11 protein-coding genes are annotated in these 14,405 nt (G+C 63.2%); 6 read left to right on the top strand and 5 right to left on the bottom strand.

The window, feature by feature from the left end; translation table 11 throughout:
* Nucleotides 1–96: 96 nt before the first annotated feature.
* On the top strand, nt 97–849 hold the full coding sequence (locus tag NKJ80_RS00170) for a pseudouridine synthase (RefSeq protein WP_023816204.1): 753 nt from the start codon (nt 97–99) through the stop codon (nt 847–849).
* Nucleotides 850–871: 22 nt separating this feature from the next.
* On the opposite strand, the gene NKJ80_RS00175 is transcribed toward NKJ80_RS00170, so the two are convergent.
* A complete protein-coding gene (locus NKJ80_RS00175; protein WP_023703410.1) occupies nt 872–1,453 on the bottom strand; it encodes a histidine phosphatase family protein in 582 nt (193 codons plus the stop codon).
* 138 nt (nt 1,454–1,591) lie between these two features.
* A complete protein-coding gene (locus NKJ80_RS00180) occupies nt 1,592–2,926 on the bottom strand; it encodes a dicarboxylate/amino acid:cation symporter (RefSeq protein ID WP_023681916.1) in 1,335 nt (444 codons plus the stop codon).
* Between the two features lie 230 nt (nt 2,927–3,156).
* Here NKJ80_RS00180 and NKJ80_RS00185 point away from each other — a divergent pair, with 230 nt between their 5' ends.
* The 3 genes from NKJ80_RS00185 (at nt 3,157) to NKJ80_RS00195 (ending at nt 6,895) form a co-directional block, all read left to right on the top strand.
* Nucleotides 3,157–5,016 carry a sensor histidine kinase gene (locus tag NKJ80_RS00185; RefSeq protein WP_023692505.1) on the top strand — a complete coding sequence of 620 codons (1,860 nt, stop codon included), beginning with the start codon at nt 3,157–3,159 and terminating at the stop codon, nt 5,014–5,016.
* A complete protein-coding gene (locus NKJ80_RS00190; protein WP_352496847.1) occupies nt 5,013–6,362 on the top strand; it encodes a sigma-54-dependent transcriptional regulator in 1,350 nt (449 codons plus the stop codon). Before NKJ80_RS00185 ends, NKJ80_RS00190 begins: the two co-directional genes overlap by 4 nt.
* A gap of 185 nt (nt 6,363–6,547) precedes the next feature.
* Entirely contained in the window at nt 6,548–6,895 is a 348-nt protein-coding gene (locus tag NKJ80_RS00195) for a hypothetical protein (RefSeq protein ID WP_032885862.1), read from the top strand.
* 17 nt (nt 6,896–6,912) lie between these two features.
* Here the strand turns inward: NKJ80_RS00195 and ggt are convergent, their stop codons facing one another.
* The 3 genes from ggt to NKJ80_RS00210 form a co-directional block, all read right to left on the bottom strand.
* A complete protein-coding gene (gene ggt / locus NKJ80_RS00200) occupies nt 6,913–8,652 on the bottom strand; it encodes a gamma-glutamyltransferase (RefSeq protein ID WP_352496848.1) in 1,740 nt (579 codons plus the stop codon).
* Nucleotides 8,653–8,791: 139 nt separating this feature from the next.
* On the bottom strand, nt 8,792–10,084 hold the full coding sequence (rhaI, locus tag NKJ80_RS00205) for an L-rhamnose catabolism isomerase (RefSeq protein ID WP_023692509.1): 1,293 nt from the start codon (nt 10,082–10,084) through the stop codon (nt 8,792–8,794).
* Nucleotides 10,085–10,191: 107 nt separating this feature from the next.
* Nucleotides 10,192–12,294 (bottom strand): bifunctional rhamnulose-1-phosphate aldolase/short-chain dehydrogenase, encoded by a 2,103-nt coding sequence (locus NKJ80_RS00210; protein ID WP_023732397.1) that lies wholly within the window; start codon nt 12,292–12,294, stop codon nt 10,192–10,194.
* A 183-nt stretch (nt 12,295–12,477) separates the two neighbouring features.
* On the opposite strand from NKJ80_RS00210, the gene NKJ80_RS00215 reads away from it, so the two are divergent.
* Nucleotides 12,478–13,281 carry a DeoR/GlpR family DNA-binding transcription regulator gene (locus NKJ80_RS00215; protein WP_023669662.1) on the top strand — a complete coding sequence of 268 codons (804 nt, stop codon included), beginning with the start codon at nt 12,478–12,480 and terminating at the stop codon, nt 13,279–13,281.
* Nucleotides 13,282–13,329: 48 nt separating this feature from the next.
* Nucleotides 13,330–14,325 (top strand): rhamnose ABC transporter substrate-binding protein, encoded by a 996-nt coding sequence (gene rhaS / locus NKJ80_RS00220; protein WP_023669661.1) that lies wholly within the window; start codon nt 13,330–13,332, stop codon nt 14,323–14,325.
* Nucleotides 14,326–14,405: the final 80 nt, after the last annotated feature.

Consider the following 14,405-nt stretch of genomic DNA (forward strand, 5'->3'; position numbering starts at 1 on the left):
CTCCCGCGACCCGTGATGTTGATGCCGCGGCAGGTTGCGAAGCCAATGCGGGGCGTGGCATTTGTCGATGCCGATCATTGGGATGGCAAGCAGGACATGGCACGGCCACCAGACATCGCCCGACACCAGGCCGCCAAGGCAGGCGTTAGCCTGAACCGGGCGCTTTCCAAACTCGGCCTGTGTTCGCGCAAGCAGGCCGAGCTGCTGATAGCCGAAGGGCGCGTGCGGGTTGGCGGCAAGGTGGTGCGCGATCCGTCGCTGCGTGTCGATCTCGGCCGCGACCGCATCGCTGTCGACGGCGAGCAGATCGTCGGCGAGGCAAAAGTCTACCTGATGATCAATAAGCCGCGCGGACAGGTCACCACGCGCGATGACCCGCAGGATCGTGGCACCGTCTATAACTGCCTGGTGGAACTGGAGTTGCCTTTCGTGTCGCCGGTCGGCCGCCTCGACAAGGCCAGCGAAGGCCTGTTGCTGATGACCAACGACACGCGCTGGGCCAACCGCCTGCTCGATCCGGCCTCGCATGTCGCCAAGACCTATCATGTCCAGATCGGCACCGCGCCCGACGAAGCGATGCTGGCGCGCTTTCGCGACGGAGCGATCGTCGACGGCGAACTGCTGACCGCAAGTTCGATCGAACTGCTGCGCAGCGGCGGCCGCACTGCCTGGCTGGAAATCGTGCTCGACGAGGGCCGCAACCGCCAGATCCGCCGCCTGCTCGGGGCATTCGACATCGAGGTGCTGAGGCTGGTTCGGGTGGCGATCGGCGGTTTGCAGCTCGGCGAACTCGCCAAGGGCAAGGCGCGGCATCTGACATCGGAGGAATTGGCGGTGCTCGCGCGTTAAGAGGCAGGCTTGCCGCGAAACCCTACTTCTGGTTCCACCTGCGTATCACCGGCTCGCTCAGATCGTGCTCATAGCCGAGGATGCTGAGGCTCGCGGTATCAAGTACGAAGTGCGCACCGCCTTCGGGTGGCAGACCGAGCCAGCGCGCGGCCAGCACGCGCAGGAAATGCGAGCTTGAAAACACCAGCACATTGCCCTCGATTGCCCGCAGCCCGGCGATGATCCTGTCGGCCCTGGCGCCAACATCCGCTACCGACTCGCCGTCGGGACAGCCGTCACGGAACAATTGCCAGCCGGGGCGCTGCACAAGAATCTCCTTGGTCTTAACGCCCTCATAGGCGCCATAGTCCCATTCCTGCAGGTCGTCCTTCTTGACGGCAGCAGCGCCGAAGCCGGCAAGCGTGCAGGTGCTGAAGGCGCGCTGCGACGGGCTCGACCACACCGCCTGGAAGGACAGATCCTTGAGCCGGTCCGCCACGCCGCGAGCCGCCGCCTCGCCCTTTGGCGTCAACGGTATGTCGGTGCGGCCGGTGTGTTTTCCCGAAGCGCTCCACTCCGTCTCGCCGTGACGGACCAGATAGATCTCGGGGTATGCACTGCTCATTCGCCGGCCTTTCGGTTGAAAACCGCCGACATCCTAGCCGGGAAGCTTTGGCCAACACCAGCCGCCATGCGCGCCAAAACAAAAGGCCGCAACGGGCGAACCGGCTGCGGCCTTGTGGCGAACGTCTGCGTTCAGTAATCAGGCGGGCTGCAGATCGCCCGACAGCGCCAGGTCGGCTTCCTCGGACAATGTGCCGGCCATGGCGGCGGCGAACTTGGTCTGGTCGAGTTCGCCTTCCCAGCGCGCCACAACGATCGTCGCCACTGCATTGCCGACGAAATTGGTCAGCGCTCGGCATTCCGACATGAAGCGGTCGACGCCGAGGATCAGTGCCATGCCGGCAACGGGTACCGTAGGCACGACAGAGAGCGTGGCGGCCAGCGTGATAAAGCCGGCGCCGGTGATGCCGGCGGCACCCTTGGAGCTCAGCATGGCAACCAGCAGCAGCAGGATCTGGTCGCCATAGGTGAGCGGCGTGTCGGTCGCCTGGGCGATGAACAGCGCCGCCAGCGTCATGTAGATGTTGGTGCCGTCGAGGTTGAAGGAGTAGCCGGTCGGGATGACCAGGCCGACCACCGAGCGGTTGCAGCCGGCGCGCTCCATCTTGGCCATCAGGCCGGGAAGAGCGGCTTCCGAGGACGAGGTGCCGAGCACCAGCAGCAGCTCTTCCTTGATGTAGCGGATCAAGGCGAGGATCGAGAAGCCGTTGTACCAAGCGACAGCGCCGAGCACGACCAGCACGAAGAGCAGCGACGTCAGGTAGAAGGTGCCGATCAGAAAGGCGAGGTTGGCAATCGCGCCGATGCCGTATTTGCCGACGGTGAAGGCCATGGCGCCGAAGGCGCCGATAGGGGCGGCCTTCATCAGGATGGCGACCAGGCGGAAGATAGGCGAGGTCAGCGCCTGCAGGAAATCGACGACCGGGCGGCCGCGCTCGCCGACCAGAGCGAGAGAGATGCCGAACAGCACCGAGAAGAACAGCACTTGCAGAATGTCGCCTTGCGCGAAGGCGCCGGTGATGGTGTCGGGGATGATGTTGAGCAGGAAGCCGACGATGGTCGTGTCATGCGCCTTCTCGGTGAAGGTGGCGACCTTCGAGGGGTCGAGCGTCGCCGCATTGATGTGCATGCCGGCGCCCGGTTGGACGACGTTGGAGACGACCATGCCGACGACCAGCGCCAGGGTCGAAAAGACCAGGAAATAGATCATCGCCTTGCCGGCGACGCGGCCAACCTTTTTCAGGTCGGAGACGCCGGCAATGCCGGTGGTCACCGTCAGGAAGATGACCGGCGCGATCACCATCTTGACCAGCTTGATGAAGGCATCGCCGAGCGGCTTCAGCGAAGCACCGAGTTCGGGATAGAAATGACCGAGCAGCACGCCGGCGGCGATCGCCGTCAGGACCTGCACGTAGAGATGACGGTAAAAGGGTAGCTTGCCGCGCGGTTCGGCGGCAGCGAATGCTGGCTGCATGACGTCCTCCATGGCGCCCCGATCGAAAGCTCGACCTCCCGGGGCAGTTGTTTTCCGCAGCCTTGCGACTGCTGTATTGGTCACTGCAACTGCCGTGCCAGACTGTGCGGCATACCGCAGCCATTGATTTTGTTGGGTGCTCGTCCGATCGAGGCTGCTGCCGCTCAACGCAAGTGCGGACATCCGCATGACTGAATTGTGCTTTGTGCGAAATCATGCACAAATAGGGAATGCTGCAACGCCCTGCCGCGGTCCTGTCGCCGACGCCCGAGCAACTCGGCAAACGCGCGCGTCGCGCCTGGCTGCTGTTTGCGGCGATCGCGCTGGTGATCGTTGCCACGGCGCTCACCGGCGCCGGCCTCTACGCGCGCCGCGCCGAGGTCGCGGCACTGGCGGCGCAAGGCCGCACCGATGCCAATCTGAAGGTTGCGTTGCTGCGCGCCGTGCTGGAAAGCCCGCGGGCGCTGCCGCTGCTCTTGTCCGAGGACCAGCAGGTGCATGACGCCCTGCAGAACAAGGGCGCTGTCACGATCGACGTGCTCAACCGCAAGCTCGAAGGGCTGGTCTCCGGCACCAAGGCTTCGGTGCTTTACGTCACCGGCGTCGACGGGTTTGCGATCGCCTCCAGCAACTGGCGCGAAACAACCAGCTTCGTCGGCAACGACTATGGTTTCCGCGCCTATTTCTCCGGCGCCATGCAATCGAGAACGGCCGAATATTTTGCGCTGGGCAACATCAGCAAGCGCCCGGGCCTCTATATTTCGCGTCGCGTCGGCAATGCGGCGGCACCGCTCGGCGTCGTCGTCGTTAAGATGGAATTCGACCAGCTTGAAGCCGACTGGCATGAGGCCAACCGGCCGGCCTATGTCAGCGACGACCACGGCGTCGTGCTGATCACCAGCGTGCCGTCCTGGCGCTTCATGACCACCGCGCCGCTGACCGGCCCGGTGGCTGCCGCCATCCGGAGCAGCCAGCAATTCGGCAACGCGCCGCTGATCCCCTTGCCGATCACACGCCCCGAGGCATTGAGCCCTGACGTGTCGATGGTGCATGCGATAACACCGGGCGGCAGCGATGCCGAATATCTCAGGCTTTCGACACTGGTCCAATCGACGCCATGGCGGCTCGATTATCTCGTGCCGGTCGAAGCGCCGATCGCGGCTGCGGTGCGTGAGATGCGGCTGCTGGCGCTGGGCGTCGTGGTGCCGTTGCTGGCGCTGGCCGGCTATCTCCTGTGGCGCCGTCAGTCGGCGCAGATGCGCATCGCTGCCGAACAGGCAGCGCGCATCGAGCTTGAGCGCCGCGTCGTCGAGCGTACGCATGACCTCAGCCTGGCGCGCGACCGGCTGCAGGCCGAGATCACCGATCACCGCAGCACCGAAGCCAAGCTGCAGGTCATGCAGCAGGAATTGGTGCAGGCCAACCGTCTTGCTACCCTCGGCCAGGTTGCCGCCGGGGTCGCGCATGAGATCAACCAGCCGGTGGCGACGATCCGCGCCTATGCCGACAATGCGCGTGTGTTCCTGGAGCGCAAGCAGACCGCCTCGGCCGAGGAGAACCTTGGCGCGATTGCCGCGCTGACCGAGCGCATCGGAGGCATCACCGAAGAGTTGAAGGTCTTTGCCCGCAAGGGGCGCACGGCAGCCGAACCGGTCGAATTGCGCGGCGTCATCGAGGGCGCCGTGGTGCTGCTCAGAAGCCGCTTTGCCGGTCGGCTGGACGCACTCGATATCACGCTTCCGCCGGTAACGCTCAAGGTGATGGGCAACCGGCTGCGGCTCGAACAGGTGCTGATCAACCTGTTCCAGAATGCGCTGGAAGCGCTGGACGGGCGCGACGGCGCCAGGGTGCAGGTGTCGGCCCAGGAGACGGCCGACGGCGTGGCGCTTGCCGTCGCCGACAATGGGCCGGGCATTTCGCCTGCCATCCTCAAGTCATTGTTCACGCCGTTCAACACCTCGAAGGAAAAAGGCCTCGGGCTCGGCCTCGTCATCTCGCAGGACATCGTCGCCGACTATGGCGGACGCATCGAGGTGGCGAGCGACCAGGCCGGCACGCGCTTTACCATTCACCTCGCCAGGGCAGCATGATGGACACCGCACCGGTCGTATTGATCGACGACGATAGCGAATTGCGGAGGGCCACGCGGCAGACGCTGGAACTCGCTGGTTTTTCCGTCTCGGCCTTTGCGGTGGCGAACGAGGCGCTGGCCGGGCTCGACGCCAATTTTCCCGGCGTGGTGGTGTCCGACATCCGCATGCCCGGCATTGACGGCCTGCAGCTCTTCGACCGCGTCTTGCAGCTTGATGCCGACATTCCGGTAATCCTGGTCACCGGGCATGGCGACATCGCGGTTGCGGTCAAGGCGATCAAGGATGGCGCCTACGACTTCATCACCAAGCCTTTCGCCGCCGACCGGCTGGCGCAAAGTGTGGCACGGGCGGCGGAAAAGCGCCGGCTGGTGATGGAGAACCGCGCCTTGCGCGAAAGCGCCGAACAGGCGCAGGACGGCCTGCCGCTGATCGGGCAGACGCTGGCGATGGAGCGATTGCGCCGGACGCTGCGGCAAATCGCCGATACCGATGTCGACGTTCTGGTGACCGGCGAGACCGGCTCCGGCAAGGAGGTGGTGGCGAGCCTGCTGCATCGCTGGAGCCGCCGCGCCAGGGGCAATTTCGTGGCGCTGAATTGCGGCGCGCTGCCGGACACGGTCATCGAAAGCGAGCTGTTCGGCCATGAGGCCGGCGCCTTCACCGGCGCACAGAAGAAGCGCATCGGCCGGATCGAGCATTCGAGCGGCGGCACGCTGTTCCTCGACGAGATCGAAAGCATGCCGGCCTCGACCCAGGTGCAGATGCTGCGGGTGCTGGAAATGCGCGAGGTGACGCCGCTCGGCACCAATGAAATCCGGCCGGCCGACCTGCGCGTCGTCGCCGCCGCCAAGGTCGATCTCGGCGATGCCAGCCGGCGCGGCGCCTTCCGCGAGGATCTCTACTACCGGCTCAATGTGGTGACGATCTCGATCCCGCCGCTGCGCGAACGCCGCGACGACGTCGCCCTGCTGTTCTTCTACTTCGCAGAGCGTGCAGCCGCCCGCTTCCGCCGGCAAATGCCAGCCGTGCCTGCCTCAGTGCACCGCCATCTGAGCCAGCACGACTGGCCGGGCAATGTGCGTGAACTCGCGCATTTCGCCGAGCGTTTCGTGCTGGGACTCGAGGAAGCGGCGCAAGCGCCACCTTCCGCCCCGGCGGAGCCGGATGACGCCAGCTCACTGCCGGAACGGCTGGAACGCTATGAAGCCAATGTCATCCGCGAGGCGCTTGGCCGCAATGACGGCGATGTCCGGCGCACGATCGAAGCGCTCGGCATTCCGCGCAAGACCTTCTACGACAAGCTGCAGCGGCACGGCATCGTGCGCAGCGATTTTTCCAGGTAATTCATTTTCCAGGCAATTCAGGCGTGTGGACCCGAAAGCAGGGTAGATTTTGTGAACCGGCGCAAAAAAACCGTGGCAAGTCGGCATCAGAAAGTGTTGAAGACCGCATCGGCGGCCTTCGGCACGGCGCGATCCGGTTGCGCTCGGCAGATGTTGATGATTTGTTGCCGGTCAGCGGAGAATGAATGATGCGAGAACCTGTCGGTCAAGATGAATATGGATCGACCAACCCGTTCGATCCGGACGATCTGACGAATTTGAACGCGATCGGCCCGGCCATGGGCGGCGGCAACGACTTCGAGAAATACGCCGTTGCCGTGATCATCGTCTTCGGCGCGCTGATCATTGGCGGGCTGATGGCCGCTTCCATGACCTTTGGTCACCGGAACGGCTTCCTGTTTGCGCTTGGCGGCGCAACCGCGGCCTGGATATCGGGCAATGCGCTGCTCCTCGACCGTCCCCGCATCTACGCGGCGTTCGTCGTGATCGCGGCGCTGATGCTCGTCGGGTCGACGCTTACGCTCGTCCTCTGATCAATCTCTTGTTTTGATCAGTAGCCAATCGCCTCGCCGGATGCGGCGCGGCTGTCGATGGCGCCGTTGTAGCGGGCGCCGCCGCCCTTCTCGATTTCCGCCAGGCTCTTGCCCCCGACAAGAATGCCGGCCGCCTGACCCCAGGTAGAATCCGCGAGATCGAGGTGGTAGCCCATGCCGGCCAGCAGTTTTTCAGTGTCGGGCGACAGGCCGAAGGGTTCGACATAGATCGTGTCGGGCAGCCATTGATGGTGGATGCGCGATGCGTCGATCGCCTCCTGGATGTTCATGCCGTGGTCGATGACGTTGACGATGGCTTCCAGCGTGATGGTGATGATGCGCGAGCCGCCGGGGCTGCCGATAACCATGAACGGCTTGCCGTCCTTGGCGACGATGGTCGGGCTCATCGATGACAGCGGCGTCTTCTTCGGCTGGATAGCATTGGCCTCTCCCTGCACGAGACCGTAGAGGTTGGGCACGCCAGGCTTCTGGGTGAAATCATCCATCTCGTTGTTGAGCAGGATGCCGGTGCCGTCCGCGACCACGCCGGCGCCGAACGAGCCGTTCAGCGTATAGGTGATCGCGACCGCATTGCCGTCATCGTCGATGATCGAATAGTGCGTCGTTTCCTTCGACTCGCCGAAGCCCTTCGGCATCAAATCCTGCGAGACGCCGGCGCGGAACGGGTCGATCTTGTCGCGGATCTCCTTGGCGTAACCCTTGTCGAGCAGTTTCGAGACCGGATTGTCGACGAAATCGGGATCGCCGAGCGCCGAGTTGCGGTCCACATAGGCGTAGCGCATCGCCTCGACCATGACGTGCACCGTCTCGGCCGAGCCGGCGCCAAGATAGGACAGCGGGTAGCCCTCCAGCACGTTGAGGATTTCGCAGATGATGACGCCGCCCGAGCTTGGCGGGGGCGAAGAGACGATCTCGTAACCGCGATAGGTGCAGCTCACCGGTTGCAGCTCGCGTACCTTATATTGCTCGAAGTCTGCCTTGGCCAGAATGCCGCCCCTGGCGCCGCTCGCCTTGACGATGGCGCCGGCGATGGAGCCTTTGTAGAAGGCGTCGGCGCCTTTTTCGGAGATGGCGGCGAGCGAGGCTGCAAGATCGGGCTGGAGGAGACGCTCGCCGGCGCCATAGGGTTTGCCGTCCGGCTTCAGGAAGATGGCGGCGGCGGCAGGGTCCTTCGCCAGCCGTGCGGCATTGCTTGCGAATGAAGCAGCGTCGCCCTGGTCGAGGATGAAGCCATCCTTGGCATAGGCAATTGCCGGCGCCATCAAATCCTGGCGTGGCAGCGTGCCATATTTTTCACGAGCCATCTCGAACCCTGCCACGGAACCCGGTACGCCGACCGCGAGGTAGCCATCAAGGCTGGCGCCCTTCACCGGATTGCCGTCCTTGTCGAGATACATGGTCTTGGTTGCCGCCAGCGGCGCGCGCTCGCGGAAATCGAGGAAGGTCGATTTGCCGTCCTTGAAGCGGATGGTCATGAACCCGCCACCGCCGATATTGCCGGCATTAGGGTAGACGACGGCGAGCGCATAGCCGACGGCGACCGCCGCATCGACGGCATTGCCGCCCTTCTTCAGCACCTCGACGCCGGCTTCCGACGCCAGATGCTGGGCGGTGACGACCATGCCGTGCTCGCCCTTCGCAGGTTGAGGCGATGCGGCATGGAGCGCGCCGGATGGCGCGAGCGCAATTGCGAACGAAAGGGTGACGCCAATCAGCGTCCGGCGGGTCAAGGGCATGGCGGTGCTCCAAGTGCGGTGTGCCTAGAAGAGCTACATGGAGCGGCCGAGTCCATCATCAATATGAGCTAACACATATTGGTGTTCGCCTGCCGGCAGAGGCAAGCTAATCTCCCCCCGTGGTGGAGATTAGCCAATCTCAAACAATCCCGCCTGACCCGCCCACAACCGCCGGCCGTTCCGCCGCGACCTTCGCCCGGTAGCCCGCCGCGCGATATGCGGCGACTGGATCAATGGCGCCGCCTGTGTTCAGCCGCGCCATGGCAAGGATCGGCTCGACATCGGTGCGGTAGGCAGCTTTTAGCGTCTGCGTCGCCATCAGCGCATCATTGCCGTCTTGGAAACCCTCGAGCGCCTTGCGGTCGACCAGCAGCGCCTGCGCATAGGCGCGCTGCACCTCGACTGCCGACAGCATCAGGCTTTCGATCGGGTCGGTGACGTTGTGGCTCTGGTCGAGCATGTGAGCGGGATCGAAACCCTCGGCGCCGGAAAGCTCGGCATCAACCAGTTCGTTGAAGACCAGGAACAGCCGATAGGGATCGATCGAGCCGGCATCGAGATCGTCGTCGCCATACTTCGAATCGTTGAAATGGAAGCCGCCGAGTTTCTTGAACTGGATCAGCCGCGACACGATCATCTCGATGTTGACATTGGGCGCATGGTGGCCCAGGTCGACCAGGCAGTAGGCCTTGTTGCCCAGCTCCTTGGATATGAGGTAGTTAGTGCCCCAGTCCTGCACGACCGTCGAATAGAAGGCCGGCTCGTACATTTTGTGTTCGGTGAACAGCTTCCAGTCGGCGGGCAGTCCGGCATAGATCTCCTTCATCGCGTCGAGATAGCGCTCGAAGACTTTGGCGAAATTGACCTGGCCGGGGAAATTCGAGCCGTCGCCTATCCACACCGTCAGCGCTTTGGAACCAAGCGTCTTGCCGATCTCGATGCATTCCAGATTGTGCTCGACTGCCTGCCGGCGCGTGCCGGCATCGGCATGCGACAGCGACCCGAACTTGTAGGACAGTTTTTGGTCCCTGGCATCCGAGAAGGTGTTGGAATTCATGGCGTCGAAGCCGAGGCCGAAGCGCGAGGCCGCCTGCTTCAGCCGGTTCGGATCGGTCTTGTCCCACGGTATATGCAGCGAGACGGTCGGCGTCGCCTGCGTCAGTTGGCTGATGACGGCGCAGTCCTCGATCTTGTCGAAAATGTCGCGCGGCTCGCCGGCGCCGGGAAAGCGGGCAAACCGCGTGCCGCCTGTGCCGACGCCCCAGGACGGAATGGCGACGGCGAATTTCTCGACCTTGTCGCGGATGGCATCGATGGCGATGCCGCGGCGGTCGAGGCGTTCGCCGAGCGACGCGTAGTCGCGCTCGAGGTCGGGTTTGCGCTGGGCGTTGTGGCTGGAGACGAGATCGGCGGCGATGATGGTTTCGGACAAGTGCTATTCCTCCCAATGCGTTCAGTCAGCGCTGCCCTTCATCCGGCCCTTCGGGCCACCTTCTCCCCGTATAGTGACGGGGAGAAGAGAAGCGCTCCGCCCTTAACTCAGCGCGTAAAGCTCTGCGCGTTGCCGGCGTCGACGTTGATGATGTTGCCGGTGGATTTGGCCGACATGTCGGACGCCAGGAAATAGATCGCTTCGGCGATGTCTTCGGGAAACACCGAGCGCTTCAGCATCGAGCGCGAGCGGTAGTGTTCTTCCAGATCGTCGGTCGACATCTTGTAGGCGGCGGCGCGCTGTTCCTTCCACTCGCCGGTCCAGATCTTCGAACCGCGCAGCACGGCGTCCGGATTGACGACGTTGACCCGGATCTGGGCTTCCGCGCCTTCCAGCGCCAGGCAGCGGGCGAGATGGATTTCGGCCGCCTTGGCGGTGCAATAGGCGGCGGCATTGGGTGACGCGGCAAGACCGTTCTTGGAGGCGACGAAGACGACATTGCCGCCGATCTTCTGGGCCCGGAACAGCCGGAAGGCTTCGCGCGAGACCAGGAAATAGCCGGTCGACAATATGTCCATGTTCTTGTTCCACAGCGCCAGCGTCGTCTCCTCGATCGGCGCCGAGGAGGCGAGGCCTGCGTTGGAGACGAGAATATCAATGCCGCCGAACTCGACGGCTGTCTGGGCGAAGCCGGAAATCACCTGCTCCTCCGCGGTGACGTTGATCAGCACCGGCCGGACGAAGTCCTTGCCATAGGCTTTCGCCAGTTCGTCGTTGGCGTTGGCAAGTGCGGTCTCGTCGATATCGGCCAGCACGACGCAGGCGCCTTCGCGCAGCAGGCGATTGGCGGTGGCGCGGCCGATGCCGCCGGCGCCGCCGGTGACCAGCGCGATTTGGCCGGCGAGCGACTTCGGCTTCGGCATGCGCTGCAGCTTCAAATCCTCGAGCAGCCAGTATTCGATGTCGAAGGCCTCCTGCGCCGGCAGGCCGACATAGGACGAAACGGTCGAGGCCCCGCGCATGACATTGATGGCGTTGACGTAGAATTCGCCAGAGATGCGGGCGGTGGCCTTGTCGCCGGCGAAGGTGAACATGCCGACGCCGGGCATCAGGTAGACCACGGCGTTGGGGTCACGGATCGGGGGCGAGTCCGGATGCTTGCAGCTGTCGTAATAGGCCTGGTAGCCGACACGGTACTCAGCAATATCGTCGGCGAGGCGCGCAATCACGGCTTCGACGTCGGGCTTCGCTGGGTCGAACTCGATAACCAGCGGGCGGATTTTTGTGCGCAGGAAATGATCCGGGCATGAGGTACCGAGTGCCGCCAGCGGGCGCAAATCCCTGGAGTTGACGAATTCGAGCACAGCGGCGGAATCGTCGAAATGGCCGAGCTTGTGGCTCTTCTCCGAAATCAGGCCGCGGATCCTCGGCATCAGTCTCGCCGCGATGGCGCGGCGCTCAGCGGCGTCTAGCGATTTGACGACTTCGCCGCCGAAGATGGCGAGACCCTCGGAGCGGCGCTCGAACCATTCGATCGCCTGGTTGATGACCGAGATCGTCGTCTCATAGCACTCCTTGGGTGTGTCGCCCCAGGTGAACAAGCCGTGGCTTTCGAGGATGACGCCCTTAGCCTCGGGGTGTTCGACGCAGAATTTCTCCAGCCAGAGGCCAAGTTCGAAGCCCGGCCGCTTCCACGGCAGCCAGCCGATGGCGTCACCGAATATCTCCTTGGTCAACGCCTTGGAATCCTTGGCCGCGGCAATCGCGATAATGGCATCGGGATGCATGTGATCGACGAACGGCTTCGGCACATAGGCGTGCAGCGGCGTGTCGATCGAGGCCGCGCGCGGGTTGAGATTGAAGGTGCAGTGGGGAAGATAGCCCACCATGTCGTCCTCATGCGCGACGCCGCGATAAAGGCCTTTCAGCGCCTGCAGTTTGTCCATGTAAAGCGTGGCGAAACCGTCCAGCTTGATCGAGGCGCTGTCGCCGCCCGAGCCCTTGACCCATAGCACTTCGACTTCGGCGCCAGAGAGCGGGTCCTTCTGCCGGATCTTGGACGAGGTGTTGCCGCCGCCATAATTGGTGACACGCTTGTCGGAGCCGAGCGTGTTGGAGCGATAGACCAGAAGCTCAGGCTCGCTCAGCCCCTTGGCTTTAGCATCGTCCCAAAGGTTGGCAAGGCGCGAGCCGGAGCGCTTGTCGAGCATGATTATCCTCCCTGGGACGCAAAAGGCGCGGTCCATTTTGCCGGAAATGTCTACGCAAGCATCTCGGTTGTCAATCATAAACGATCAAGATCGATCATATTGCACTGCACAATGAAATTATATGAGCGGAAATGATTGACACTGGTGGTTTTCTAGTGCCTCATGACCATGCAGGGAGGAACCATGCACGAAAAAGAGCGCCACAGGATCATTCTGTCCGCCGTCCAGGAAAAGCCTGTGGTGACGGTGCAGGAGATGGTCGACCTGACGGACTCCTCCGAGGCGACGATCCGGCGCGATATCGCGGCTCTTCATGTGCAAAAGCGCCTGCGTCGCGTGCGTGGCGGCGCCGAGGCGATCTCGCCACCGCAGTTCATCGGCCTCGCCGGCCGGCCCTTTTCCGTCAACGAAACGCTTAACGCTTCGCAGAAGCGCGCGATTGCGCGCGAAGCGGTGGAGCTGTGCAAGGACGGCGAACCGATCATCATCAATGGCGGCACCACCACCTTCCAGATGGTGCATTTCCTGACCGGACGCCGCATGCCGATCTTCACCAATTCGTTCCCCATCGCCGAGCACCTGCTCAAGCATTCGAAGAACACCGTCATGCTGTCGGGCGGCACCATCTACCGCGAGCAGAACATCATCCTCTCGCCCTTCGACAATGACGTGACGCGTAATTTCTACGCGCGCCGCATGTTCATGGGCGCTCAAGGGCTCGGGCCGCTTGGCCTGATGGAAGGCGACCCGCTGCTGATCCAGGCGGAGCAGAAACTGATCGACCAGGCCGACGAACTGGTGGTGCTGGTCGACTCATCGAAATTCCGCCAGCGCTCGAGCCTGATCCTGTGCGGGCTCAAGCGCATCGCCACCGTCATCACCGATGACGGCATCGAGGATCGCGAAGCCAACATGCTGGAGGCCGCGGGTGTGACGCTGATCGTCGCCCGCAAGTCGGCAAAGGAAGAATCCTCGCTGCAGGCCTGAGGCCAACCGCAGCGACGATGGAATGCAACGCTCAAGGGAGGAAATACGATGAGCTTTCTGAAGAAATTGATGGTGACGGCCGCGTTCTCGGCCGCCATGTTCGTGAATGCCGCCTATGCCGAGAACGTCAAGATCGCGCTGGTGGTGAAGTCGCTCGGCAACGGCTTCTTCGACGCCGCCAACAAGGGCGCCGAAGAGGCGGCCAAGGAACTCGGCGATGTCGACATCATCTACACCGGCCCGACCAAGGCGACCGCCGAAGCGCAGATCGAAGTGGTCAATTCGCTGATCGCGCAGAAGGTCAACGCCATTGCGATTTCGGCCAATGACGCCGACGCGCTGGTGCCGGTGCTGAAGAAGGCCATGGAGCGCGGCATCACCGTCATCTCGTGGGATTCGGGCGTCGCCAAGGAAGGCCGCCAGCTGCATCTCAACCCGTCCGACACCGGCCTGATCGGCGAGACCATCATCAAGCTGGCCGCCGACTATCTGCCGGAAGGCGGCGAAGTCGCCATTCTGTCGGCTTCGTCGACCGCGACCAACCAGAACGCCTGGATCGACGCGGCCAAGAAGATCCTGCCGGAGAAATTCCCCAAGATCAAACTCGTCGCCACCGTCTACGGCGATGACGATTCGGCCAAGAGCACCGACGAAGCCAAGGGCCTGCTGAAATCCTATCCGAACCTCAAGGCGATCATCGCGCCGACCACCGTCGGCGTCGTTGCCGCTGCCCAGGTCGTCACCGACGCGAACCTGATCGGCAAGGTCAATGTCACGGGTCTGGCGCTGCCGTCGGAGTTCAAGAAGTTCATCGACAACGGTTCCAGCCAGGCGGTTGCCCTCTGGAATCCGATCGACCTCGGCTATTCCGCCGTCTACCTCGCTCATGATCTGGCGGTGAAGAAGGAAGAGGCAAAGCCGGGCGCAACGCTGTCGATCGGCCGCGTCGGCAAGGTCACGCTCGATGACAGCAACTCGGCTGCGATGGCTCCGCCCTTCCAGTTCGACAAGTCCAACATCGAAAAGTTCTCCAAGATCTATTGATCTCGGACGTCTCGGACCAAGCGCGGCGGGACCAAAATCCCGCCGCGACTTTAAACGGACCTTGTTTCAGGGCTTGATAC

Source organism: Mesorhizobium sp. M0030, from assembly GCF_040323695.1.
GTDB lineage: Bacteria > Pseudomonadota > Alphaproteobacteria > Rhizobiales > Rhizobiaceae > Mesorhizobium.